Origin of the sequence: Candidatus Accumulibacter sp. ACC003, assembly GCF_907163085.1 — a bacterium.
In the GTDB taxonomy this organism is placed as follows: domain Bacteria; phylum Pseudomonadota; class Gammaproteobacteria; order Burkholderiales; family Rhodocyclaceae; genus Accumulibacter.
This window is the reverse complement of record NZ_CAJQTX010000007.1, coordinates 411,499-435,115: the sequence shown is the minus strand read 5'-3', so window position 1 is coordinate 435,115 and position 23,617 is coordinate 411,499. Positions and strand designations below refer to the sequence as shown.

Here is a 23,617-nt window from a genome sequence, read left to right as displayed (position 1 = left end):
CCGGTCGCCTCAGGCGGCACGCTTGATTTCGATCACCGGGTACTTCCACTTCCAGTTATCGAGGTTCTCGGTGATCGGCTCCATGGTGATGCACTCGACCGGGCAAGGTTTGACGCACAGCTCGCAACCCGTGCACAGCGGCTCGACGATGGTGTGCATCTGTTTGGCGGCGCCGACGATGGCGTCTACCGGACAAGCCTGGATGCACAGCGTGCAGCCGATGCACGTCTGTTCGTCGATGATCGCCACCTGCTTCGGCGTCTCCTCGGCTTCCAGCGGCTTGACTTCGCGGCCGAGCAGGTCGGCCAGCTTGCGGACGCCATCCATGCCGCCCGGCGGGCACAGGTTGATGTCGGCTTCGCCGGCCGAAATCGCCGTCGCGTACGGTTTGCAGCCCGGGTAGCCACACTGGCCGCACTGCGTCTGCGGCAGGATCGCCTCGATCTTGTCGACCAGCGGGTCGCCTTCGACCTTGAACTTGATCGACGCATAACCGAGCGCGGCACCGAGGACCAGCGCGCCCAGCGCCATGATGGCGATGGTTAGAATCATCGGGGCGCGCCGCTCATTGGTAACGGTCGAGGCCGGCGAAGCCCATGAAGGCCAGGCTCATCAAGCCGGCGGTGACCATGGCGATCGCCGTGCCGCGAAAATAAACGGGCACGTCGGCACCCTCGACACGTTCGCGGATGCCGGCAAAGAGCACCAGAACCAGCGAAAAACCGACCGCACTGCCGGCGCCGAACAGCAGCGACTCGACGAAATCGTGCTGGTTGGCAATATTCAGCAGCGGCACGCCGAGGACCGCACAATTGGTGGTGATCAGCGGCAGATAGATACCCAGTACCTGATGCAGCAAGGGGCTGGTCTTCTGGATCACCATCTCGGTCATCTGGACGATGGCCGCGATGGTGACGATGAACGACAGCGTCCGCAGGTATTCGAGCCCGAAAGGCATCAACAGGTAGTGGTCGATGACGTAGCTGGCGCCGGTGGCGACGGTCAGCACGAAAGTCGTCGCCGCGCCCATACCAAAGGCCGTCTCCAGTTTCCTGGAGACGCCCATGAACGGGCACAGGCCGAGGATCTTGACCAGCACGACGTTATTGACGAGGACCGCGCCGACGATGATGAACAGGTAGTGAGTCATGGTTTTCTTAAGCCGTAGGCAGCCCGTTCCGAGGCGCCGCGATTATCTCGTGTCAAGTGTGTGGCTTCAACCATGTTGGTAATAGCGCCTTGCCGCTTGTCCAGCGAGGCCTTCCGGAATCAGGTGGCGCGCAGCGCCGCGATTGCCGCCGCCGCCTCGGCAACGAGTTCCGGCCCGCGATAAATGAAACCCGTGTAGAACTGCACCAGGCTGGCGCCGGCAAGGATCTTCGCGGCCGCGTCGGCGCCGTTCATGATGCCGCCGACCGCGATGATCGGCACTTCGCCAGCCAGCGCCGCGGCCAGCTTGCCGACCACCGCCGTGGACATCGCCAGGACCGGCGCGCCCGACAGACCACCCGCCTGGTCGGCGTTGCGCAAGCCCTCGACAGCGCTGCGCGCGAGCGTCGTGTTGGTGGCGATGACACCGTCCATGCGGTGCTGCCTGAGCAGGTCGGCGATCGCCTGGATCTGCCGATCGTCGAGGTCGGGGGCGATTTTCAGTGCCAGTGGCACGTAGCGACCGTGTTGGTCGGCAAGCCGCGACTGCGCGGCTTTCAGGCTGCCGAGCAGCGCGTCAAGCGCGTCGTCCTGCTGCAATTCGCGCAGATTCCGGGTGTTCGGGCTGGAAATATTGACCGCCACGTAGCTCGCCGCCAGATAGACGCGATCAAGGCAGAACAGGTAGTCCTTGGCCGCCTGCTCGATCGGCGTATCGAAATTCTTGCCGATATTGATCCCCAGAATGCCGCCCCAGCGGGCAAACCTGGCGGCCGCAATATTGCTCAGCAGCTTTTCGACGCCATCGTTGTTGAAACCCATGCGGTTGATGATCGCCTGCTTTTCGGGGATGCGGAAGAGCCGTGGCTTGGGGTTGCCCGGCTGCGCGCGCGGCGTGACGGTACCGACCTCGATGAATCCGAAACCCAGAGCGGCGAGGGCATCGATGTGCTCACCGTTCTTGTCCAGGCCGGCAGCCAGGCCGACCGGGTTGGGGAAATCGAGCCCCATCACGCGCAGCGGCTGCGGCGGTACAGCAGGCCCCAGCAGGCACGAGACGCCAGCGGCGTTGACCAGGTCGACACCAGCCATGCCGATGCGGTGTGCCAACTCGGCGTCGAGGGCAAAGAAAAACTTGCGAAGCAGCGGATAGATCATCGGCGCATTTTACCGGATCGCCGCTTGCGGCGCTCGGCGAGCCGCTGCGCTGACGACCTGACGGTCAGCGCTTTCATGATCCGGTGGATTTCGACAGCTGGGGACCGTTGGTGCGCAGCAGCAACTCGGCGAAGGCGTCGGCAGACAGTGGCCGGCTGAAGTAGTAGCCCTGCATCTCCTCGCATCCGGCATCGCGCAGGAAGTCGATTTGTGCAGCCGTCTCGACGCCTTCGGCAATCACCGACAGGCCGAGGTTCTTGGCCATGCTGATGATCGCCCGGGCGATCGCCGAGTCGTCCTTGTCGCCGGGAATGCCGCGAACGAAGGACTGATCGATCTTGAGATTGTCGATCGGAAAGCGCTTGAGATACGACAGGCTCGAGTAGCCGGTACCGAAGTCGTCGAGCGCCATTGGCACGCCGGCGTCGCCGAACTCGCGCATCATCGCCACCACCGAGTCGGCGCTGTGCATCAGCATGCTCTCGGTGATCTCGAGTTCGAGGAAAGCACGGGGAATCGCGTGCCGAGCAATCAGCCCGACAACCTTCCTCGGCAGCGAAGCACTGAACTGGCGAGCCGACAGGTTGACGGCGACGTGAACGCAGGGCAGGCCCTGGTCGATCCAGGCGCGGATCTGGGCACACGCGGCGTTGATTACCCATTCGCCGATCGGGTTGATCAGGCCCGTTTCCTCGGCGACCGGGATGAACAGGGCCGGCGGGATCAAGCCATCCTGCGGGTGCTGCCGGCGCAACAAGGCCTCGGCACCGGTAATCCGGCCGCTGAGCAGATCGAGCTGCGGCTGATAGACCAGATGCAGCTCGCCGCGGCCGATCGCTCGCCGCAGACCACCTTCGAGCTTGAGTTGCTCGAACGAGCGCCGGTTCATCTCCTGCGAATAAAAAAGGTGCGAGCTGGTACCGCGCTTCTTGGCGCGTACCATGGCGACGTCGGCGTTCTTCAGCAGCGTCTCGCTATCGCGACCGTCTTCCGGGAAGATGCTGATGCCGATGCTCGCCGACAGCAGGATCTCGTGGCCTTCGAGAAAGAACGGTTGGGCGACCGCGGCCAGGACTTTCTTGGCGACGTTGCCGGCGTGTTCACGACGGCTGATCTCGGGCAGGGCAATGGCGAACTCGTCGCCACCCAGCCGGGCGACGATGTCTTCTTCGCGCAGAGCCGTCGACAAACGCCGCGCCACTTCCTCGAGGATCGAGTCGGCCGGCGTATGGCCAAACGATTCGTTGATGTGCTTGAAACGGTTCAGGTCGACAAACAGCAGCGCGCCGTGACTTCGTTTGCGCAGCGCAGCGCTCAAGGCCTGCTCAAGCAGCGACTTGAACAGGCAACGGTTGGGCAGCGCGGTCAGCGCGTCGTAGTACGCCAGGCGATGGATCTTCTGCTCGGCTTCCTTGCGTTCGCTGAGGTCGGAAAAGACGAAAAAGTGGTTGCGGAGCTTGCCGTTGGCGTCCCTGACCGAGCCGATCGCCGTCGCGCCAGGAAAGGTCTCGCCGTTCTTCCGCTTGAACGGCAGCTCGCCACGCCACTCGCCGCCACCGGCAATTTGGTCGCAGATCAGCGGCCGCAGCCAGCTTTCGCCGGCCTGCTTGAAGAGCATCGCCGGTGCCTGGCCAAGAACTTCCGTGGCGGTGTAACCGGTGATATGCGAGAAGGCACGATTGCTCCAGATGATTCTCTCGTCAACGTCGGTCACCAGAATAGCCTCGTTGTTGCGTTCGAAGATCCTGGCGTCGAGCCGCAGCTTTTCTTCGGTCGCGAGCTGCGTCGACAGGTCACACACATTGCCGACGTAAGCATCGGGAGCACCGTTCTCCTTGCGCACCAGGGCCAGCGATACGCTGGCCCAGAAGGTCTCCGCCGATTTCTTCTTCCATCTCAGCGTCGTCTCGCGGGCCGCCCTCTCGGCGTCGGCGCTGAACAACTCGACGTTGGCATCGGCCTGCAGAATGCGCAGGTGCTGGCCGACAACCTCCGCGGCGGCATAGCCGAAGAGACGCTCGGCAGCGTCGTTCCAGCCCGCGATGTAGCCGTCGAGATCGATGCTGATCAGCGCGTCACGGACCTGCTCGAGCAGCTGTGTCTGGCGACCGCTGTGCTCGCTGCTCACCGCCAGCGCCGCCTCACTCTGCTGCTGGCGGCGGCGGCCCAGCAGCAGTCCGGCGAGCAACGCACTCAGCTCGACAAAGCGACGGACAGCCGGCTGATCGTACGCCGGCAGGCCGTCACCAATCGTGCTGACCCGGCCGACGCCGACAAAAGCCAGCGTTTCCCCGCCGCCCGACAGCGGCAGTACGAGATGTTCGAGATCCTGGCCTGCAATTGTCGCTCGGCAACAGAGCAGACCGCTGCTCGCGGCGGCGCTGGCGAACAGATCGGCCCACAAGCCACCGCCGCCGGCCGCTTGCTCGACCAACACGAAAGACGCGGCATCGCTGGCCATCGCCCGACGAAACAGCGCGGCGATCGCCTCGCCGGACGGCTCGTCGTCGAGCCGCTCGAGCGCACCATGAAGCTGCACCGCGAGGGCAAAATCGGACGGCACGACGGCGTCCACGAAAGCACCACCAGGACGATCGGAAAGCACTTGCACAGAGGGCATCAAGACCCGCATCACCTTTCGGAGTTGATCCGGGCCGCCCAGTAAAAGGCGCCAACCTGCGCCGCGGCGTGCGCCGCCGGTCCGATCTCGAGGCTCGCCAGCAAGGCTTGCGCCTGTGCGAAATCACCCGTCTCGCCGGCCAGCACAACGGCCAGCAGCGTGCCCAGCTGACCCTGACGCAAGGCCAGCGCCGCCTCAACGTCAGACGGCAAAGGCAAGTCGCGCAAGATCTCGCTCATCGGCATCTTGAGCAGGATATCGAGCAAAGAAAAGATACCGGTCATGAACGCCGCTTCGGCCGCCTCGGCAGCCGCGCTGCCTGGACCGAGAGCGGCGGCCAGCAACTCGAGCTGACGACCGCGTTGCGCTGCCAGTTGCATCAAGGGGTTGGGTTTGCTGCCATGAGTCAATTGATCGGCATAGATCAGCAACTGCAACCAGCGTTGCAACTGGCGTCGACCGAGCAGCGCGATCGCCTGATGAAAGCTGTTGATGCGGGTCTTGGCGCCGACGGCAACCGAATTGACCAGGCGCAACAGGTTATACGATAGCCGCGGCTCCTGGCGAAAGACCTCCTCGATTTCGCGGCTGTCGGCATCCTGAATGACCAGATTCAACAGCCTGAGAACCTGCAGTCGTGGCAGATCCCGCTCACCGCCCGAAGCGGGGTCGAGGATCGTCACGAAACGGCTGTCGCTGAGATCGAAGCGCTTGCCGGCCAGCCACTCGAAGGCGTGCACCGAGCCGACAGCCGTGGCGATCTTGCGGAAAGGGCTCCGTTCGAGATCGTTCAGGTCGCCGGCCGAGAGTTGCTCACGGGCAAACGTCGCATCGACCTGCAAATAGTCGAAAGCGGCGCGCGGCAGCGTGTCGATGGTCTCGGCGCGCTCCAGTTGCAAGGCCAGATGGCGCCCCTGCTTGCGCAAGCCGATGCACACGTCGATGGTCTGCGCGTCGTCAAGCGCCGCCGCCGGGACGACGAATATGGCTTGGTCGGCCTGGAATTGTTCGATAGACTCGCTTTCGACCAACCACTTCGGGTCGATCGACAAGACTACCGGCAGCAGTTTGGCGAGTGCCGCCACGCCGGCGTCGGCAAAGCAGCGTGTCAGGTCGGCGGCCTCGGCCGCCTGCGCACCGGCGCTACGCCAGTCAAGCGCAGCCCAACGCTTGTCGGCAGCCAGCAGGGGTCGAAAAAAAGAGTAAGGATCCGGCATGGTCGTGGCTCTTGTCGTGAAGGTCGAATTCCTCTGTTCCGGAAATGGCTTCGGCCGGTCGCAGCCAAGCATCCATGTTAATACGACCAGGGTCGAAGTCGAACCTCTAATCGTCACTTTCGGGAAAAGATAACGGCATGACGCGCACTTTCTTTAGCTGGCAGCGGCTGGCGGCGGCGATCGCCGTGCTGCTCCTCGTCGTTTCGTCGACCGGCGAGGCGCGCGATCTGCGCCTGGCGACGACCACCAGCACCGACAACTCGGGCCTGCTGCGCGCCATCCTGCCGCCATTCGAGAAGGCGCTGGGCATCAAGGTGCAGGTCATCTCGGTCGGCACCGGCAAGGCGCTCAAACTCGCCGAAAACGGCGACGTCGACGTCGTGCTCGTTCATGACCGCCGCGCCGAAGACGCCTTCGTCGCCGCCGGACACGGAATCAAGCGGCGCGACGTGATGTACAACGACTTCGTCCTGGTCGGACCGCCGAGCGATCCAGCCGGGATTCGCGGTGCCAGCGACGTCCTGCAGGCGATGCGCAAGGTCGCCGGTAGCGGCGCGCGTTTCGTCTCGCGCGGCGACGATTCGGGAACCGAGCGAATGGAAAAGAGCTACTGGCAGCAGCTCGGCATCGACGCCAGGGGCGCACCATGGCACGTCGCCGCCGGCCTCGGCATGGGCGAAGTCCTGACCATGGCCGGCGAGATGCAAGCGTACACGCTCGCCGATCGTGCCACCTATGCGACCTACCAGGCGAAAACCGGCCTGCAGATCATGACCCAGGGCGATCCACGGATGTTCAACCCCTACGGAATCATGGCGGTCAACCCGAAGAAATACCCGGAGGTCAATTTCAGCGATGCCAACGCGCTGATCGACTGGTTGACCAGCGCCAGCGGACGCGCGGCAATCAGCGCCTTCAAGCCGCAGGGCGAGCAACTGTTCTTCGTCAGCGCCGACGGCAAGCCGTAGCGCGGACCGGCCTTTGAACCTGATCGACGCAACGCACGCGGCGCTACGTCTACTGCTGTCCGCCGACCCGGAGCTCTGGAGCATCGTTGGCGTGTCGCTGTCGGTGACGCTGCGGGCAATGCTGATCGCCATGCCCTTGGGCATCGGCCTCGGCTACTTGCTGGCGACGCTTCGTTTCCCCGGCCGGCGCGCGCTGATCGTCGTCGTCCAGGGGCTGCTGGCGTCGCCAACGGTGGTCGTCGGCCTGCTCCTCTATCTGCTGCTGTCGCGGCAAGGCGTCTTTGGCCAGTTGCAGCTCTTGTTCAGCCAGACGGCGATGGTCATCGGCCAGGTGCTGATCGCCCTGCCGGTACTGATCGCCTTCTCGCTGGCGGCGATCCAGGGCGCCGACCCGCGCGCCCGCGAGACCGCCGTGGCGCTCGGCGCGGCGACGCCGCGCGTCGCCTGGACGATGCTCGTCGAAGTTCGCTTCGCGCTGATGGCCGCGGTGTGCAACGCTTTCGGCCGCGTCGTCTCGGAAATCGGCTGCTCGCTGATGGTCGGCGGCAACATCGCCGGCGTCACGCGCAACATGCCGACGGCGATCGCCCTGGAAACGAGCAAGGGCGACTTCGCGCAGGCAATTGCGCTGGGCATCGTGCTGCTGGTCGTCGCCCTCGGAATCAACTCGGCCTTCGCGTTCTTTCAGGGAGAATCACGGCAATGACGCTCCTCGGTGTCACCGACATCGCCAAATCCTTCGGCGAGCGACGCCTGCTGGCGATCGACACGCTGACCCTGAGCGCTGGCCAGAGCTACGTACTGACCGGCGAAAACGGCAGCGGCAAGTCGACCTTGTTGCGCATCCTGGCGGGTATCGACGCACCCGACAGCGGGCACGGCCTTTACGGCGCGCAGCGCTTCGACTGGCACCCCTATCCCGACTGGCTGCGCCGCGAAGTGATCTACGTCCACCAGCACCCCTACCTGTTTCACAGCACGGTCGCCGACAACATCGTCTACGGGCTGCGCGCTCGCGGCGTTGACGCCGGCCGACGCGAAGCGCTGCTGGCCGCGGCAATCGCCTGGGCACGCCTCGACCACCTGCTGGCGACGCCGCCGCAGAAACTTTCGGGCGGCGAGCGCCAACGCGTGGCGCTGGCACGCGCCTGGGTACTGTCGCCGAAGGTTTTGTTGCTCGACGAGCCGACGGCCAATCTGGATGCCGAATCGCGCCGGCAAACGATAGATCTGCTACGAGGATTCTGCGCAGCAGAATGCACGACGGTGGTCGCCTGTCACGACCGCGACGTCATCGCCCTGCCTGAAATGCAGCCGCTACACCTGGCTGACGGCCGGATTCGACCGAGGCCTGTGGCAAGCGACTGATCGGCTGAGCGTGACCGGATGCCGCCCTGAGACGCCAGATGGACGGAGCCGAGCACACGACTGGTGCAATAGTCGCGTTGGCAGCGCTTCCGGATGTCGAAAAATTTTACAGTCAAGCCGTAGCTGCCCCGGTGGACCACCGGAAACCGACCATCAAGCGCTTGATATCATGATGGTCTGGCAGGGAGCGCAAGGTTCTGGCGCGATCTGTGCTTTGGACACCGGGACCTTTGCTTTTACACAAGGTGAACCACGAAATCGCGTCTTGACCCAGCTCTTTTCCGGAGCACCACGGCCAGTGCCAGCACTACTACTTCGAGGCATTTGACATGAACACACTGTTGAAAACGCGTTTAACGCATTGCCTGGGCGCCGCAGCCTTGCTGGCGGGGGTGCACGGGAGCGCTCAGGCACTTAGTTTGGGGATCGATTTTTCAGGGAATTACACCGCCGCCAGCCTCGGCTCAATCAGCGACCTTCCCACCCCCTATGGCGGGCTGACGCTGAAGGCCGGAGACCCGAATACGCTGCTCATCGGTGGCGCGGCAAACACTGCCGATGGCTTGATTTACGAGATCGGCGTCACGCGCGGCTCCGGCAATCACATCACGGGATTCAGCGGCATCCCGACACCCTTCGGGTCGGTCGGGACGTTCAACGATGGCGGTGTGGTCTATGGTCCGGGCGGTGTGCTGTTCACCTCGCAATGGCCTGTAAACCAGTTGGGGCAGACCAAGCCGGGAAGCACCGCCGAAGACAAGGTGATCGACCTCGCACCGCTCGGTGTCGCCGGATCGCACTCTGCGATCAATTTTGTCCCGGCCAGCTTCGGCGGTGCGGGCGGCATGAAACTGGTCTCGTGGAGTGGTGGCGAGTGGTATAACGCGGCCTACAGTGCGGATGGAAGTGGCACCTACAACATCGACTCGGTGACGCAGATCGATCTCGACCTGTCAACAGGTGCGATGGACAATCTTCCGGGTGGTCCCGAAGGCTTTGTCTATATCGCCGCCGGCAATGCGGGTTTCACGGTCAATAGCCTCCTGGTGTCGGAGTTCAGCGCAGGCAGCGTCGCCGCCTACGATCTGGACGCGAATGGCAATCCCCTGCTGAGCACGCGCCGGGACTTCATTACCGGACTCAGTGGCGCTGAAGGCGCGACGATTGATCCGCTCACCGGCGATTTCCTCTTTTCAACCTTCTTCGGCGCAAATGAAGTCATTGTCGTGCAGGGCTTCACGGTCCCTGCAGGCGTACCCGAACCGACCACTCTGGCGCTGCTCGGCCTTGCGCTGGCCGGAATTGGCTTTGGTCGCCGCCAGCGCAAGAGCTGAATCGGCCGCTTGAACAGGCAGTAGACCCCGCTCTGCGGGGTTTTTTCTTTCGAGCTGTTGGCGTCGTGCCGGACTGACGTACGCGGCAGGCGCCGCAAGTCAGCCAGCCCAGCCGATCACGGCTGCGCAGCGGCGGCAGTCGAAGCGACGATACGGCGAGGGCGCAGGCTGCCGTGCTCGTCACGTTCTCCGAGTCCCAGCAGGTGGTGGTGCTCGCCGTAGACCCGGCATTTCCCCGGTAGCCCGCTGCTCGGCACCGGATTACCGTGGACGAAGCACAGCGCGTCGGCGGCTTCCAGATAGACCGGCGGCAAACTCTGCAACAAGCTGTCGGGGGCCAGCACCCAGCGCTGGCGATCTTCGTCGGCGAGCGCCGCCAGCTGCTCCAGGGTCACCGCATCGCTAACCACCAGCGCTCCGACAGCCAGGCGACGAAGCGCCGTCAGGTGCGCCAATGAGGCCAGCGAACGCGCCAGGTCCTCGGCCAGGCTGCGGATATACGTACCCTTGCTGCAGGCCACGCGCAAGCGGCAGCGATCGCCCGAAAAATCGACCAGGGAGAGCTCGTGGATGCTCACCTCGCGCGCCTCGCGCTCGACTTCTATCCCTTGCCGCGCCAACTCGTAGAGCGGTTTACCGTCTCTCTTCAAGGCCGAGTACATCGGCGGAATCTGGCGAATCGGGCCGCGGAAGCCAGCCAGCGCCGCGGCCAGCTCGGCCAGCCCGAAGTCGACCGGGGCGCGCTCGACGACGACGCCGTCGGCATCACCGGTATCGGTGCGGGCGCCAAATTGCAATTCCGCTTCGTAGGTCTTGTCGGCAGCCAGCAGATCGACGGCGAACTTGGTCGCCTCGCCGAAGCATAGCGGCAAGAGGCCGCTGGCCAGCGGATCGAGGGTACCCGTATGACCGCCCTTGGCGGCTGAGAAAAGGCGACGCGCGGCTTGCAAGGCGGCGTTCGACGTCATCCCGGTCGGCTTGTCGAGGAGCAAGACGCCATCGACTCGCCGCCAGGTCTTCTTGATCGTCAAGTGGCGTCTGGCGGCGTGGGTAGGTCGGGTGAGTCGGGTGAATCTGTTGCGTCGGGCGGATCGTTCTGAGCCGAGATCGCCACTGCTTCAATGATCAGCTTCGACATCTGCGCGCCCCGCTCGAGCGACTCGTCGAAGATGAAATGCAGCTGCGGCGTGGTGTGGATGCTGATCCGTTTGCCGAGCTCGCCACGCAGAAATCCCGACGCCCTTTGCAGGCCGAGCTGGACCGACTCCAGGTTCTCGCTGCCGGCCAGGCTGCTGAAGAAGATCTTGGCGTGCGCATAATCAGCGCTGATCAGCACGTCGGTCAGACTGATCATGCCGACGCGCGGATCGCGCAGTTCGCTGCGGATCACTTCGGCGAGCTCGCGACGGATCTGCTCGCAGATCCGGTCGCGGCGCGAGAAGCCTTTGTGCGCCGGCATTTACAGCAGCTTCCGGGCCACTTCGGTGACGTCGTAGGCTTCGAGTTGGTCGCCCTGCTCGTAGGCATTGAAGTTCCTCAACGACAGGCCACATTCGAAGCCACTGCGAACCTCCTTGGCGTCGTCCTTGAAACGCTTCAGTCCGTCCAGCTCGCCGTCCCAGACGACAATGTGATTGCGCAGCAAACGTACCCGTGAGTGACGCTTGATGACGCCTTCGAGCACGTAGCAACCGGCAATGGTGCCGATCCGCGTCGCCTGGAAGACCTGCCGAATCTCGACCAGACCGGTGATGTCTTCGCGTTTCTCGGGGGCCAGCATTCCCGACAGCGCCGCCTTCACTTCGTCGACCGCGTCGTAAATGATGTTGTAGTAGCGGATATCGACACCAGCGTTCTCGGCGGCCTTGCGCGCGCCAGCATCGGCGCGCGTATTGAAGCCGATAATCACGGCCTTCGAGGCGTGCGCCAGGTGCACGTCGGACTCACTGATCGCGCCGACCGCGGCGTGAATGACGTTGACCTTGACTTCGCTGGTCGACAGTTTCTGCAGCGACTGCACCAGGGCTTCCTGCGAGCCCTGAACGTCGGCCTTGATGATCAGCGGCAGCACCCGGGCTTCCGTTTCGGTCATCTGGTCAAGGATCGTCTCGAGATTGGCCGCCTGTTTGGTCGCCAGCTTGACGTCGCGGTATTTGCCCTGACGGAACAGCGCGATCTCGCGCGCCTTGCGCTCGTCGGCCAATACCACCGCCTCCTGGCCGGCCGCCGGGACGTCCGACAGACCGAGAATTTCGACCGGAATCGACGGACCCGCCTCTTTGATCATCTTGCCATTTTCGTCGATCATCGCACGCACCCGACCGAAGACCTCGCCGGCGAGCACCACGTCGCCCTGGCGAAGCGTTCCCGACAACACCAGCATCGTCGCTACCGGGCCGCGTCCCTTGTCCAGGCGCGCCTCGATGATCAGGCCCTTGGCCAGAGCATCCCTGGGCGCCTTCAGGTCCAGCACGTCGGCCTGCAACAGGACGTTTTCGAGCAACTCGTCGATCCCTGCCCCGGTCTTCGCGGAAACCGAGATGAACGGTGAATCACCACCGTATTCTTCCGGCACCACCTGTTCGGCAACCAGTTCCTGCTTCACCCGATCGGCATCGGCGCCAGGCTTGTCGATCTTGTTCACGGCCACCACCAGCGGCACGCCGGCGGCTTTCGCATGGTGAATCGCCTCGCGCGTCTGCGGCATGACGCCGTCGTCGGCAGCGACAACCAGGATGACCAGGTCGGTGGCCTTGGCACCGCGTGCCCGCATCGCCGTAAATGCCTCGTGCCCTGGTGTATCGAGGAAAGTCACCATGCCGCGCTCGGTTTCAACGTGATAAGCACCGATGTGCTGGGTGATCCCGCCAGCCTCACCACTGGCAACGCGGGTACGGCGGATGTAGTCGAGCAACGATGTCTTGCCGTGGTCGACGTGGCCCATCACGGTGACGATCGGGGCACGCGGCTCGAACACCACATCCTTGTGGTCGGCAACGCTGTCGTCGGCAAGGAAGGCATCAGGATCATCAAGCTTGGCAGCAAACGCCTTGTGGCCCATTTCCTCGACGATGATCATCGCCGTTTCCTGATCCAGCACCTGGTTGATGGTCACCATCGACCCCATCTTCATCAGCGCCTTGATCACTTCGGTGGCCTTGACGGCCATCTTGTGCGCCAGGTCGGCAACCGAAATCGTCTCGGGCACATGCACGTCGTGAATCACCGGATCGATGGGCGCCTGAAATGAATGCTCTTCGTCGCCGCTGCTGCCCCGACCCGAGCGCTTGCCGTGCTTGTTGTCGCGCCAACCGGCGCCGCCGGTGGCGCCACGCGTCCGCAGCCCGGCACGCTTGTTGGCGCCCTCGTTCTTCCACTGGCCCTTCTTGTCGGCGACTTTCTTGTCGGGAGTTTTCTTGTCCGACGCAGCCGGTTTACCAACCGGCTTGTGCAAAGTCTTGTCTTCCGCAGGCCGCTCGCTGGCGGTCTGCGCGGCCAGCTGCTTGGCAACCCCCGCCGCCTTGGCGGCAACGGCTTTCTCTTCGGCATCCTGCTTCAGCCGAGCGAGGTCGATCACGCGCTGCTGCTTGTTCTTGTACTCGGCTTCCTGCAGCGCGCGCAACTCGGCATTACGCCGCTCTTCCTCGGCGCGCAGCTTCTGCTGCTCCTCGCCGATAATCGAAGCGCGCGTCACCACCTTCTTGACCCCCGGCTTGGCTTCGAGCACCGGCTCAGCTTTGGACTCCTTGGGTTCCTTGTGTTCATTGGACTCCTTGGAACTTTTGGCCTCTTTGGAATCTTTGGAATCTTTGGAATCTTTGGAATCTTTGGAATCTTTGGAATCTTTGGAATCTTTGGACTCCTTGGCTTCGGCGACCACTTTCGGCGGCTCCTCGAGAGCCGCCTCGACAAGCTTCTCGACGAACGGCTCGGCAGGAGTGTCAAGCACCGGCTCGATGGCCGCTTCAACTACGGGCTCGAACACCGGCTCGAACACCGGCTCGAACACCGGCTCGACGACCAGCGCCGCGACTGGCTCAGTCGCGGCTTCGACGATAGCCGTCGGAGGCGCTTCGGCGCCCGCCTCGAGCCGCTGCTCGTCGACCGGCTGCAGCTGCTCCTCGAGCAAGGGCTCGGCCTTTGCCACTGCCGGCCGCGCTTCAACGGGATCGCGTTTGACGAGCACGCGTTTTTTGCGCACCTCGACCTGCACCGTCCGCGACTTGCCATGCGAATCCCGTGAGCGGATTTCGCTGGTTTCCTTTCGCATCAGCGTGATCTTGGTCTTGGCGTCGGCGCCACCATGCGAACGACGCAGATACTCGAGCAGCTTCGACTTGTCCTGCTCGGACAGCAGATCGTCAGCCACGCCTTTGACGACGCCCGCCTTGTGCAACTGCTCGAGCAGGGCGCCGGTGGGCATTTTTAACTGGGTGGCAAATTGGGCAACGCTTGTTTGCGCCATATGAATTCCTTTTTCCGGCTTACTCGAACCAGTGCGCGCGCGCCGTGGTGATCAGTTGTTTGGCCCGCAGTGCATCAATGCCGGTCATCTCGGTCAATTCGTCGACCGCCAGATCGGCAAGATCGTCACGCGTCTTGACACCACTGCCGGCCAGTTTTCCAGCCAGCGCCTTGTCCATTCCTTCGAGGCTCAGCAGATCTTCGGAGACGTCCTCGATCTTCTCCTCGGTGACGATCGCCTCGGTGAGCAGAACGTTGCGCGCCCGCTCACGCAGCTCCTGGACCGTCGCTTCGTCGAAGGACTCGATTTCAAGCATCTCGTGGACCGGCACGTAGGCGACTTCCTCAAGTGTCGAGAAACCCTCCTCGATCAAGATGTTGGCCACCTCCTCGTCGACGTCGAGCTTCTCCATCAACAACACCCGGATCGCCGCAGCCTCGGCCTCGACCAAGGTCTTGGACTCTTCCTCGGTCATCAGGTTGATCGTCCAGCCGGTCATTTCCGACGCCAGACGAACGTTCTGGCCGCCACGACCAATGGCGATCGCCAGGTTCTGCTCGTCGACGACGACGTCCATGCAGTGCTTGTCTTCGTCGACGATGATCGAACTGACTTCAGCCGGCGCCAGCGCGCCAACGACGAACTGCGCCGGGTCGGCCGACCAGAGCACGATATCGACACGCTCGCCAGCCAGCTCGTTGGTCACCGCGGTGACCCGCATGCCGCGCATGCCGACGCAGGTACCAATCGGATCGATGCGCTGGTCGTTGGACTTGACGGCGATCTTGGCACGCATGCCGGGGTCGCGCGCCGCCGCCTTGATTTCCAGCAGGCCATCGTCGACTTCCGGCACTTCGAGAGCAAACAGCTTGACGATGAACTCCGGTGCGGTCCGCGACAGAATCAGTTGCGGGCCGCGGGCGGCTCGGTCGATACGCAGCAGATACGCCTTGACGCGATCGCCAACGCGCAGATTCTCGCGTGGAATCATCTGATCGCGGGGCAACATGGCCTCGATCTTGCCGGTTTCGATGATCGCGTTGCCGCGCTCCATGCGCTTGATCGTGCCGGTAACCAGGTGTTCCTTGCGGTCCAGAAAGTCATTGAGAATCTGCTCGCGCTCGGCGTCGCGGATTTTCTGCAGAATCACCTGTTTGGCGGCCTGCGCGCCGATACGACCGAAGTCGACGGGCTCCAGCGCCTCTTCAAGAAAGTCGCCGACCTCGACCTCGGGGTCCTGTTCCTGCGCTTCCGACAGCGGGATGGTCTGCTCTTCGTCGAGGAAGTCATCGTCGGCGACGACTTCCCAGCGGCGGAACGTCTCGAAATCACCGGTTTCGCGATCGACGACCACACGCACGTTGGCGTCGTCGTGGACGCGCTTCTTGGTAGCCGACGCCAGCGCCAACTCCAGCGCGCCGAAGACGATGTCTTTGGTCACGTTCTTTTCACGTGCCAGAACATCTACCAGCAGCAAGATTTCGCGGCTCATTTGCTCATTACCTCCTAAACCAGCCTGTCACTCGATTTTGCGCGACCGAAATCCGGAACCAGGCGTGCCTTGTCAACATTGGCCAGGTCGAACTCCAACTCACCCGAATCGATCTGCAAGCGCAGCTTGCCTTCGCACACACCGTGCAGGACGCCGCTGAAGTTCCGTCGACCATTCACCGCCAAGCGCAGCTTGAGCGTGATCTCCGAGCCCGCGAAACGCTCGAAATCAGACTCCTTGCGCAACAGCCGGTCAAGCCCTGGCGACGACACCTCCAGGCAGTCGTAGTCGACGTTTTCGACCAGCAACACGCGCGACAGCTGATTGCTGACCTGCGCGCAGTCTTCAGCATCGATACCTCCGGGCTTTTCCGACTTGTCGATGAAGACGCGCAGCACGCGGCCACGCGGACTCCGCTCGACATCGACCAACTCGTAGCCGAGGCCAGTCACCGTCTTTTCAAGAACTTCGTGCATATCCATGGCTGCAAATAAAAAATGGGCGAAACGCCCATCCCCGAAAAAGTTTGCCCCGTGGGGCGACCGGAAAACCGATGGATTATAACCAAACTATCCGCCGACGTAAATCGCCAGGCTCGTCCGCGAGCTCTCAAGCGTGCTCGCCGACCCGGCGGCGCGTGCTGTGACGGCACTGGCCGGCGCTGGCGCGGCGGCAACGGAGCGCTCAACAGCTGGCGCACGGGCCAGTAAAATCGGCTAGCCTTGGCGGCCCGATCTCACCCCGACCGCCCTTCCCCAGCGATGTTCGCCCAGCAATCCCGCTTGATTGTCGCGCACGCGACGCCGATCCTGATCGCCCAACTGGCTTCGATGGGCGTGATGGTCATCGATACTGCTCTCCTTGGCCACTACGGGACCGACGATCTGGCAGCGGTGGCGGTTGGCGGCGGCATCTACATTTCGGTGCTCTTTGCCCTGGCCGGAATCGTCCAGGCGATCGCCCCGACGGTCGCCCAGCTGCACGGCGCCGGCCGCGCCGACGAGGTCGCCGGCGCGCTGCAGCAGGCCTTGTGGCTGGCGCTGCTGCTGGCGGCGCCCGGCGTGTACCTCCTGCTGCACCCGCAGCCGCTGTTCGCGCTGTCAAGAATCGACCCGGCGGTCGAAGAGAAGGCCCGCGACTATCTGGCGATGCTCGCCATGGGCATGCCGGCCGTGCTCTTCTACCGGACCTTCCACGCCTTCTGCAATGCCCTGGGCAGAACGCGACCACTGCTCGTGATCAGCGTCGGCACTACGCTGCTGCACGGCGTTCTGGCGTGGTCGCTGGTCACCGGGCAGTGGGGCGGCGAAGCGCTCGGCGTGCGTGGTTGCGGCGTGTCGAATGCCGCCGTCGGCTGGCTCTCGATGCTCTGTGCAGCGGGCTACCTGCTGTTCGCCAGGGCCTTGCGGCCGTACCGCCTGCTCGCCAACTGGCAGCTACCGCGGCGGCGGCCACTGGCGGCCCTGTTGCGCCTCGGCGTGCCGATGGGATTTTCGCACTTTGTCGAGATTTCATCGTTCACCCTGATGGCCTTGTTCATTGCGCAACTCGGTGCGACGGTCGTCGCCGGCCACCGCATCGTCGCCAACCTGGCGGCGATCTGTTACATGTTGCCGCTGGCGCTGGCCATTGCCACGCTGGTCCAGGTCGGCCACGCCGCTGGCGCACGCGCCTGGCGGCGCGCCGAGCTGTCGATCAGCGCCGGGCTGCTGCTGGCCGGCGTCCTGTCGGCGCTCCTTGGTCTGCTGCTGTGGCTGGTCGCTGCGCCGCTGATTGCGGCCTACACCGACGACCCGGCGGTACAGAGCGTGGCGCTGGCGCTGGTCGGCTACGTCGCCCTGTACCAGGTCTTCGACGCCGTCCAGACGATCGCCGCGCACGCCCTGCGCGGCTACAAGATCACGCTACTGCCGATGCTGGTGCACGTCGTCTGCTTCTGGGGTATCGGTCTGTTCGGCGGCTGGTGGCTAGCCCTCCATGCCCCTCGACCGATGGGCGCCGCCGGCTTCTGGCTGGCCTCGCTGCTCGGCTTGATCGTCGCGTCGATTCTGCTCGGCTACCTGCTACGGCGGGCCGTAGAAGCGGTCAAGGAGTAGCCGTCCGTGCTGCGCAGCAACCGGCAGGCTGGCCTTGATGCTGCCCATTGCCGGCCCGACCAGGTCGTGGAGGCCCTGGCTTGGCTCGCGGCTCGCCGTTACTGGCTGAAAAAATTCTATCAAGAGGGGTAAAGCCGATAAACTGCGCGCGAGTCGTCAACAAGAACAAGCCTCTACCGGCAGCAGGCAAACATGAACCAGATCGAACAACTGCGGATCAGTGGCCAACTCCCCAGCCCAAAAGGCGTGGCAATGGCGATCATGGAAATCTGTCGCCGCGACGATGCGACGCTCGACGAGGTGGCCAGAGTGGTGCAGAGCGATCCTGCGCTGAGCAGCCGCCTGTTGCACCTGGCCAATCCAGCCGCGCTGGCCAACCGGCCAGTGGTCTCGATCCGGGAAGCGGTGATGCGCCTGGGAATGGCCACCGTGCAACAACTGGCGATGGGCTTCTCATTGGTCGACCAGTATCTGATCGGCCCCTGCAGCGCCTTCGACTATGCCGGTTTCTGGTCGCATTCGCTGTTCATGGCAGTGGCCAGCCAGGAACTGGGCAGAACGGTGCGCACGGCTTCACCTGACGAATTATTCTCCTGCGGACTGCTGGCGCAGATTGGCTGCCTGGCGCTGGCCACGGTCTACCCCGACGACTACGCGGCGATACTGACCGGGCACGACCAGGGTGCGGCGCTCCTGGAGCGCGAGCACGAGCGGCTGGGGGTCGATCACCGCGAATTCACGGCCGCTATCCTGGCCGACTGCGGCATCCCCAAGGCCCTGGCGGAACCGCTTCATTACCATGAACATCCGGAGACCTCTGACTTTTTAGAAGGCTCCCGGCCTTACCAACTGGCGCAGCTGTTCTTCCAGGCGCGACGCATGGCCGATCTTGGTCTGTCACCGCTTGGCGAGCGCCACCGCAACATCTCCGAACTGATGCGCCTGGGCGGCCAGATTGGTCTGGATTCGATGGCACTGGGCGAAGTCTTCGACCGCGTCGTTCGGCAGTGGCACGAGTGGGCCGAATTGCTCAAGGTTCCCGCCAGCCTGCCGCCGTCGTTCGACGCCATGGCCAACGCCCCGATACCCCGCCCAGAGCAGGAGACAGCGCAAGCGCTGACGCGCAGAGTGGTCCTGCTGGTGGAGGACGAACCGACGACCCGCATCATGACCGAAGGTTTACTGTGCCACCTTCTCGGCTGCACGGTGTACACCGCCGAGAATGGCCAGGACGCGCTGACGGTGGCCCTCGAAGTCATGCCGCAGATCGTCATCACCGACTGGCTGATGCCGGTCATGGACGGCCTGGAATTTTGCCGCGCGCTGCGGGCCACCGACTGGGGCCAGTCGATGTACGTCATCATGCTGACGGGCGAGGAGACGGAAGAAACGATCATCGAGGCCTTCGAGGCGGGCGTCGACGATTACGTGCCCAAACCCCTGAATGCCCGCGCCCTCAGCGCCCGAATGCGGGCGGCCTTACACTACGTGACGCTGCTCGGAGCCTGGGAGCACGACCGGGCGCAGCTCAACAAATTCGCGGCGGAATTGGCGATCAGCAACCGGCGCCTCGAGCACGCCGCGATGACCGATCTGCTGACGCAGCTACCCAATCGACGCGCCGGCATGGAGGCGCTCAACAGTTTCTGGAGCGCGTCCCAGCGCACCGGCAAACCTGTGGCGGCACTGATGATCGACGTCGATTTTTTCAAGTCCATCAACGACCGCTACGGCCATGCCGTTGGCGACCAGGTATTGCAAAGGGTCGCCAGCGCGATCCAGACGGCCGCCCGCAAGGACGACAGCGTCAGCCGCATTGGTGGGGAAGAATTCCTGTTGGTGTGTCACGACGCGGACCCCAGGGCTTCGCTGCTGGCGGCCGAGCGTCTGCGCAGAATGGTCGGAGCCCTCAAGATCAGTATCGATGGCGTCGATATCCAGACCTCGGTCAGCATCGGCGTGGCCAACCGGGAAGCCGGCATGGCCAATGAGAGCGACATGCTCAAGGCGGCGGACAAGGCACTCTACGCCGCCAAGAATGCCGGCCGGGATCGAGTCTGCCTGCTCGTCAATGGCAAGGCCGTCTACGTCTGAACGAGCAACGGATGCCGTCCGCGAGTCATCACGGAATTGCCGCCCGTTTTCGCCGCACGAGACGCCACGTTTGCCCGGACGCCGCCAGGCGCAGTCGCCTGATCGGTCGTTGCCGATGGCCAGCGGATCCTGATACCGGCCAGGTGATGAGCGCTTGAGAAGCGCTCATCGGGCTAAAGTTCCTGCCTCGGCGTGCCGCTAGGATTCATGGCTCTTGCTTTGCGTCGATGCCCGTTTTTTGAACCATCTTCACGTTCCCCAGGAGATCTGCTCATGTTCACCCGGACGATTCTCGGCCTGGCCACCCTCATCAGCCTGGCCGCCGCGCCACTGCTTGCCGACGAGATCAGACCCGCCACGCCGACCAGAGTCGAAGGCGCCAGGATCGTTACCATTGAAGAAGCCAAGGCGATGCTCGACGGGAAAGCCGCGACCTTTTTCGATATGCGCAGCCCGCTCAACTACGGCAAGGGCCACGTGCCTGGCGCCACGCTGATTGCTTACAAGGAAAAAAGCGATTACACGCCGGACTTTGCCGCGGCGCAGGACTCGTTCGCCATCGCCAGGCTACCGGCCGACAAGGACGTGAGCATCGTCATTTACAGCGATGGCCCGGCGGGCTGGAAGTCTTACAAGGCGACCGTGCTGTCTGTCAGGGCGGGTTACCGCAACGTGCATTGGCTGCGCGACGGCTTTGCCGGATGGCTTGCCAAGGGTCTGCCGGTCGAATAGCGAGCCGCGTGCCCTGGCGATGACCACTGGCAACCCGAGCATCCGAAGCCGGCTGATCGCCGCCGGCGTTCTTGCGCTCGCCATCGTCATCGTGCTGGCGGCGACCGGCGCCTATAGCTACCGCCTGATGCTGCGCAGCACGGCGATGACCATCGCCGCCGCCGAGGCTTCCATCAACCTGCAACTGACTCTGCGCGCACTCGACGAGGTGTTGCTCACGCAGGGCACCATACCTTCCATTGAGCTCGCCAGAAAGAGCCTGCTCGACTACCAGCGGACCTTCCCCAAGCTGGTCGCGGCAACCCACGATGCCGATCTACGCGCACAAGTCGAGACCGCCATCCAGCCCATGTGGCAGGAATACAGCCGCAAAGCCGAAGCGTTCAGCAGGATTCGTGCGCCGAGCACCGACAACGACGAAGCGATGGTCGTTTTTGGCAAACTGATCGACGAGGCCAATCAACTGAACGCGGCTATCGAGAGCTGGCGTGTCAGCGTCAGCGAAGCCGCCGTAAGCGAACTGCACCGCCTGATCGGCTTGGCAACGGCAGCCGCCTTGTTCATGGTGCTCGCCCTGCTGAGTCTTTTTTTCTGGACTTACCGCAGCATCGTGGCGCCCATCTCGCGCCTCGTCAGCGTGATGACCAGGGTGGCGGAAGACGGCGACTACACGACTCGCGCAGCGATCGAAACGGGCGACGAGATCGGCGAACTGGCCCGGGGCTTCAACGCCATGCTCAAGCAAGTCGACGATCGCGACCGCCACCTCGAGGTGCAGGCCGCCAATCTGCGCCGGGCCAAAGAGGTTGCCGAATCTGCCAGCCGCGCCAAGAGCGAGTTCGTGGCGACGATCAGCCACGAGATCCGGACGCCGATGAACGGCATCCTCGGCATGACCGAACTGCTGCGTCACTCCGCGCTGAACGCCAAGCAGCGGCGCTTCGCCGACGCCGTCTATCAGTCCGGCGAGCATCTCCTGAGCATCATCAACGACGTACTTGATTTCTCCAAGATCGAAGCCGGCAAGATCGAAATCGAGCACATCGCTTACGATCTCAGGCAACTGATCGAGGATCTCGGCGGCATGTTCGCTCAGCCCGCCCAGGCCAAGGGCCTTGAAATGGTCTGCTGCATCCCCCACGATTTGCCGGTGGCGGTCAGCGGCGACCCGATGCGCATACGCCAGATCCTGACCAACCTGGTGAGCAACGCCGTCAAGTTTACCAAGCGCGGCGAGGTCGCCCTCCGCGCCATGCTGCTCGACCAGACGCCGCAGCAGGCGCGTTATCGCTTCGAAGTCCAGGATAGTGGCATTGGCATCAGCGAGGAAGCGCAAACCCGACTATTCAGCGCCTTCGTCCAGGCCGACAATTCGACGACCCGGCGCTACGGCGGCAGCGGCCTCGGGCTGGCGATCGCCAAACGCCTGGTCGAGCTGATGGACGGGCAGATCGGCCTGCACAGCGAGGCCGGACGCGGCACCTTGATCTGGTTCGAGCTGCCGCTGCAAAAGCAGGACGCCGCTACGCGCCCGCTTCTTCCCCCGGCTGAGCGCTTCAAGGGCCGGCGCGTGCTGGTCGTCGACGACAACGCCACCAACCGCGAAATTCTCACCCACCAGCTCGAAGCCTGGTCGATGCACTACACCGGTGCCGCTGACGGTCAGCAGGCGCTGCAGGCACTGCAGCAGAGCGCGCCGCCCGCGTTTGACCTGGCGCTCCTCGATCTGCACATGCCCGGCATGGACGGCTTCGAACTGGCGCGCACCATCAGGCGCGACGCACGCTGGGCCAAGCTGCCACTGATCATGCTCTCGTCGGCCAGTGTCGGCAGCGATCATCCGGATCGGCGCAACGCGGCGATCAACTGCTCGCTCGACAAGCCGGTGCGCCAGTCCGACCTGTACGACGCGATCGCCACCGTCCTGGCGCCACTGCTGCTGACGCCGGTCGCTGCCTCGCCAACTTCCTCAGCGAGTTCCCCGCTGACGGCGACGCCGTGCGCGGGCGCCGAGGTCGTGCCGGCCAAACTCGGCGGGCGGGTGCTGGTCGCCGAGGACAACCCGGTCAATCAGGCGGTGGCCGCGGCCATGCTCGAATCGCTCGGAGTGGCCTATAGCGTCGCCGACAACGGCCAGATCGCTCTCGATCGCCTCTTGCACGAGCCTTTCGATCTCGTCCTGATGGATTGCCAGATGCCCGAAATGGACGGCTTCGAGGCGACCGCGCAAATCCGCGCTCGACAGCGCGACAGCCTGCTGCTCGGCCACTTGCCGATCATTGCGCTGACCGCCAACGCCGTCACGGGTGACCGTGAGCGCTGCCTGGCGGCAGGCATGGACGACTACCTGAGCAAACCGTTCACGCGCGAGCGACTGATCGCCGTGCTGCAGCGCTGGCTACCGCGACCGGCGCCCGCGCCAGTGGATGCCGCGACCGAGTCGACCGCGCCCAGCGCTCGCTCCGCTTCCTCCCAGACCGGCGCGGGGCCGGCGCCAGCAGCGACAACCGCGGCCAGCGCCGAGCCGATCAATCCACGCGCGCTCGAAGCAATACGCCAGCTGCCCGGCGCCAACGGCGCCTTGCTGGTCGAGAAAATAATAGCGGCTTACCTGGCAGATGCGCCGGCGCGCTTCGCGCAACTGCAAGCTGCGGCCGAAGCCGGCGATGCCGCAGCCTTGCGCAGGGCCGCGCACGCCCTGAAATCGAGTAGCGCCAACGTCGGTGCCGAGAAACTGGCAGCACTTTGCAAGGAGCTCGAAATGCTCGGCCGCAACGCCACCGTCGAGGGCGCAAAGACCCGGTGTATTGAGGTGGAAAGCACGCTGACGAGTGCCCTCGCGGCGCTGCAAGCCATGCTTCATCGGAGTCCCGAGAAGACGATCAGCTAATGCGGCGGCGGCAACACGAGACGCTGAGCCAGTT

General features: G+C 63.9%; 18 protein-coding genes. 8 read left to right on the top strand and 10 right to left on the bottom strand.

The window, feature by feature from the left end; genetic code table 11:
- Positions 1–9 precede the first annotated feature (9 nt).
- From rsxB to QZ656_RS17340, 5 genes are all read right to left on the bottom strand, one after another.
- Positions 10–552: an electron transport complex subunit RsxB gene (gene rsxB / locus QZ656_RS17360; RefSeq protein ID WP_291994574.1), complete on the bottom strand. Its 543-nt coding sequence runs from the start codon at positions 550–552 to the stop codon at positions 10–12.
- Positions 553–565: 13 nt separating this feature from the next.
- Complete coding sequence (gene rsxA, locus QZ656_RS17355; protein WP_291994573.1) at positions 566–1,150, bottom strand: electron transport complex subunit RsxA; 585 nt, start codon at positions 1,148–1,150, stop codon at positions 566–568.
- A 119-nt stretch (positions 1,151–1,269) separates the two neighbouring features.
- On the bottom strand, positions 1,270–2,307 hold the full coding sequence (locus QZ656_RS17350) for a quinone-dependent dihydroorotate dehydrogenase (RefSeq protein ID WP_291994572.1): 1,038 nt from the start codon (positions 2,305–2,307) through the stop codon (positions 1,270–1,272).
- A 73-nt stretch (positions 2,308–2,380) separates the two neighbouring features.
- Positions 2,381–4,927, bottom strand: coding sequence for a bifunctional diguanylate cyclase/phosphodiesterase (locus QZ656_RS17345; protein WP_291994571.1), 2,547 nt, complete (start codon positions 4,925–4,927; stop codon positions 2,381–2,383).
- A gap of 11 nt (positions 4,928–4,938) precedes the next feature.
- Positions 4,939–6,144, bottom strand: a complete 1,206-nt coding sequence (locus QZ656_RS17340) for an HDOD domain-containing protein (protein WP_291994570.1) — start codon at positions 6,142–6,144, stop codon at positions 4,939–4,941.
- Positions 6,145–6,281: 137 nt separating this feature from the next.
- Here QZ656_RS17340 and QZ656_RS17335 point away from each other — a divergent pair, with 137 nt between their 5' ends.
- The 4 genes from QZ656_RS17335 to QZ656_RS17320 all read left to right on the top strand — a co-directional run bounded on the left by QZ656_RS17335 (position 6,282) and on the right by QZ656_RS17320 (position 9,814).
- Positions 6,282–7,112, top strand: coding sequence for a substrate-binding domain-containing protein (locus tag QZ656_RS17335; RefSeq protein ID WP_291994569.1), 831 nt, complete (start codon positions 6,282–6,284; stop codon positions 7,110–7,112).
- A gap of 13 nt (positions 7,113–7,125) precedes the next feature.
- Positions 7,126–7,818, top strand: a complete 693-nt coding sequence (locus QZ656_RS17330) for an ABC transporter permease (protein ID WP_291994568.1) — start codon at positions 7,126–7,128, stop codon at positions 7,816–7,818.
- Positions 7,815–8,480 (top strand): ATP-binding cassette domain-containing protein, encoded by a 666-nt coding sequence (locus tag QZ656_RS17325; protein ID WP_291994567.1) that lies wholly within the window; start codon positions 7,815–7,817, stop codon positions 8,478–8,480. Before QZ656_RS17330 ends, QZ656_RS17325 begins: the two co-directional genes overlap by 4 nt.
- 329 nt (positions 8,481–8,809) lie before the next feature.
- Positions 8,810–9,814, top strand: a complete 1,005-nt coding sequence (locus tag QZ656_RS17320; RefSeq protein ID WP_291994566.1) for a PEP-CTERM sorting domain-containing protein — start codon at positions 8,810–8,812, stop codon at positions 9,812–9,814.
- A 116-nt stretch (positions 9,815–9,930) separates the two neighbouring features.
- On the opposite strand, the gene truB is transcribed toward QZ656_RS17320, so the two are convergent.
- From truB to rimP, 5 genes are read right to left on the bottom strand one after another with little or no spacing between them, the layout of a single operon-like run.
- Positions 9,931–10,845, bottom strand: a complete 915-nt coding sequence (truB, locus tag QZ656_RS17315; protein ID WP_291994565.1) for a tRNA pseudouridine(55) synthase TruB — start codon at positions 10,843–10,845, stop codon at positions 9,931–9,933.
- Positions 10,842–11,273 carry a 30S ribosome-binding factor RbfA gene (gene rbfA, locus QZ656_RS17310; protein ID WP_291994564.1) on the bottom strand — a complete coding sequence of 144 codons (432 nt, stop codon included), beginning with the start codon at positions 11,271–11,273 and terminating at the stop codon, positions 10,842–10,844. Before rbfA ends, truB begins: the two co-directional genes overlap by 4 nt.
- Positions 11,274–14,279 carry a translation initiation factor IF-2 gene (infB, locus tag QZ656_RS17305; RefSeq protein WP_291994563.1) on the bottom strand — a complete coding sequence of 1,002 codons (3,006 nt, stop codon included), beginning with the start codon at positions 14,277–14,279 and terminating at the stop codon, positions 11,274–11,276. It abuts the gene before it with no gap.
- A gap of 19 nt (positions 14,280–14,298) precedes the next feature.
- Positions 14,299–15,771, bottom strand: a complete 1,473-nt coding sequence (gene nusA / locus QZ656_RS17300) for a transcription termination factor NusA (RefSeq protein ID WP_291994562.1) — start codon at positions 15,769–15,771, stop codon at positions 14,299–14,301.
- Positions 15,772–15,785: 14 nt separating this feature from the next.
- Entirely contained in the window at positions 15,786–16,253 is a 468-nt protein-coding gene (gene rimP / locus QZ656_RS17295; RefSeq protein WP_291994561.1) for a ribosome maturation factor RimP, read from the bottom strand.
- Positions 16,254–16,553: 300 nt separating this feature from the next.
- Between rimP and QZ656_RS17290 the strand changes: the two genes are divergently transcribed.
- From QZ656_RS17290 to QZ656_RS17275, 4 genes are all read left to right on the top strand, one after another.
- The gene (locus QZ656_RS17290; RefSeq protein WP_366522186.1) at positions 16,554–17,867 is read left to right on the top strand and encodes an MATE family efflux transporter; all 1,314 of its coding nucleotides are present in this window, start codon (positions 16,554–16,556) and stop codon (positions 17,865–17,867) included.
- A 192-nt stretch (positions 17,868–18,059) separates the two neighbouring features.
- Complete coding sequence (locus tag QZ656_RS17285; RefSeq protein WP_291994559.1) at positions 18,060–19,961, top strand: diguanylate cyclase; 1,902 nt, start codon at positions 18,060–18,062, stop codon at positions 19,959–19,961.
- Between the two features lie 273 nt (positions 19,962–20,234).
- Positions 20,235–20,693, top strand: a complete 459-nt coding sequence (locus tag QZ656_RS17280) for a rhodanese-like domain-containing protein (RefSeq protein WP_291994558.1) — start codon at positions 20,235–20,237, stop codon at positions 20,691–20,693.
- A 19-nt stretch (positions 20,694–20,712) separates the two neighbouring features.
- Positions 20,713–23,583 (top strand): response regulator, encoded by a 2,871-nt coding sequence (locus QZ656_RS17275; protein ID WP_291994557.1) that lies wholly within the window; start codon positions 20,713–20,715, stop codon positions 23,581–23,583.
- The last annotated feature ends 34 nt before the right edge of the window (positions 23,584–23,617 follow it).

Coding starts and splice junctions, on each gene's coding strand:
- QZ656_RS17345 (WP_291994571.1), bottom strand. CDS start 4,927: ATGCCCTCTGTGCAAGTGCTTTCCGATCGTCCTGGTGGTGCTTTCGTG.
- rsxB (WP_291994574.1), bottom strand. CDS start 552: ATGATTCTAACCATCGCCATCATGGCGCTGGGCGCGCTGGTCCTCGGT.
- rsxA (WP_291994573.1), bottom strand. CDS start 1,150: ATGACTCACTACCTGTTCATCATCGTCGGCGCGGTCCTCGTCAATAAC.
- rbfA (WP_291994564.1), bottom strand. CDS start 11,273: ATGCCGGCGCACAAAGGCTTCTCGCGCCGCGACCGGATCTGCGAGCAG.
- QZ656_RS17320 (WP_291994566.1), top strand. CDS start 8,810: ATGAACACACTGTTGAAAACGCGTTTAACGCATTGCCTGGGCGCCGCA.
- QZ656_RS17350 (WP_291994572.1), bottom strand. CDS start 2,307: ATGATCTATCCGCTGCTTCGCAAGTTTTTCTTTGCCCTCGACGCCGAG.
- infB (WP_291994563.1), bottom strand. CDS start 14,279: ATGGCGCAAACAAGCGTTGCCCAATTTGCCACCCAGTTAAAAATGCCC.
- QZ656_RS17340 (WP_291994570.1), bottom strand. CDS start 6,144: ATGCCGGATCCTTACTCTTTTTTTCGACCCCTGCTGGCTGCCGACAAG.
- QZ656_RS17325 (WP_291994567.1), top strand. CDS start 7,815: ATGACGCTCCTCGGTGTCACCGACATCGCCAAATCCTTCGGCGAGCGA.
- nusA (WP_291994562.1), bottom strand. CDS start 15,771: ATGAGCCGCGAAATCTTGCTGCTGGTAGATGTTCTGGCACGTGAAAAG.
- QZ656_RS17280 (WP_291994558.1), top strand. CDS start 20,235: ATGTTCACCCGGACGATTCTCGGCCTGGCCACCCTCATCAGCCTGGCC.
- QZ656_RS17335 (WP_291994569.1), top strand. CDS start 6,282: ATGACGCGCACTTTCTTTAGCTGGCAGCGGCTGGCGGCGGCGATCGCC.
- QZ656_RS17275 (WP_291994557.1), top strand. CDS start 20,713: ATGACCACTGGCAACCCGAGCATCCGAAGCCGGCTGATCGCCGCCGGC.
- QZ656_RS17285 (WP_291994559.1), top strand. CDS start 18,060: ATGAACCAGATCGAACAACTGCGGATCAGTGGCCAACTCCCCAGCCCA.
- rimP (WP_291994561.1), bottom strand. CDS start 16,253: ATGGATATGCACGAAGTTCTTGAAAAGACGGTGACTGGCCTCGGCTAC.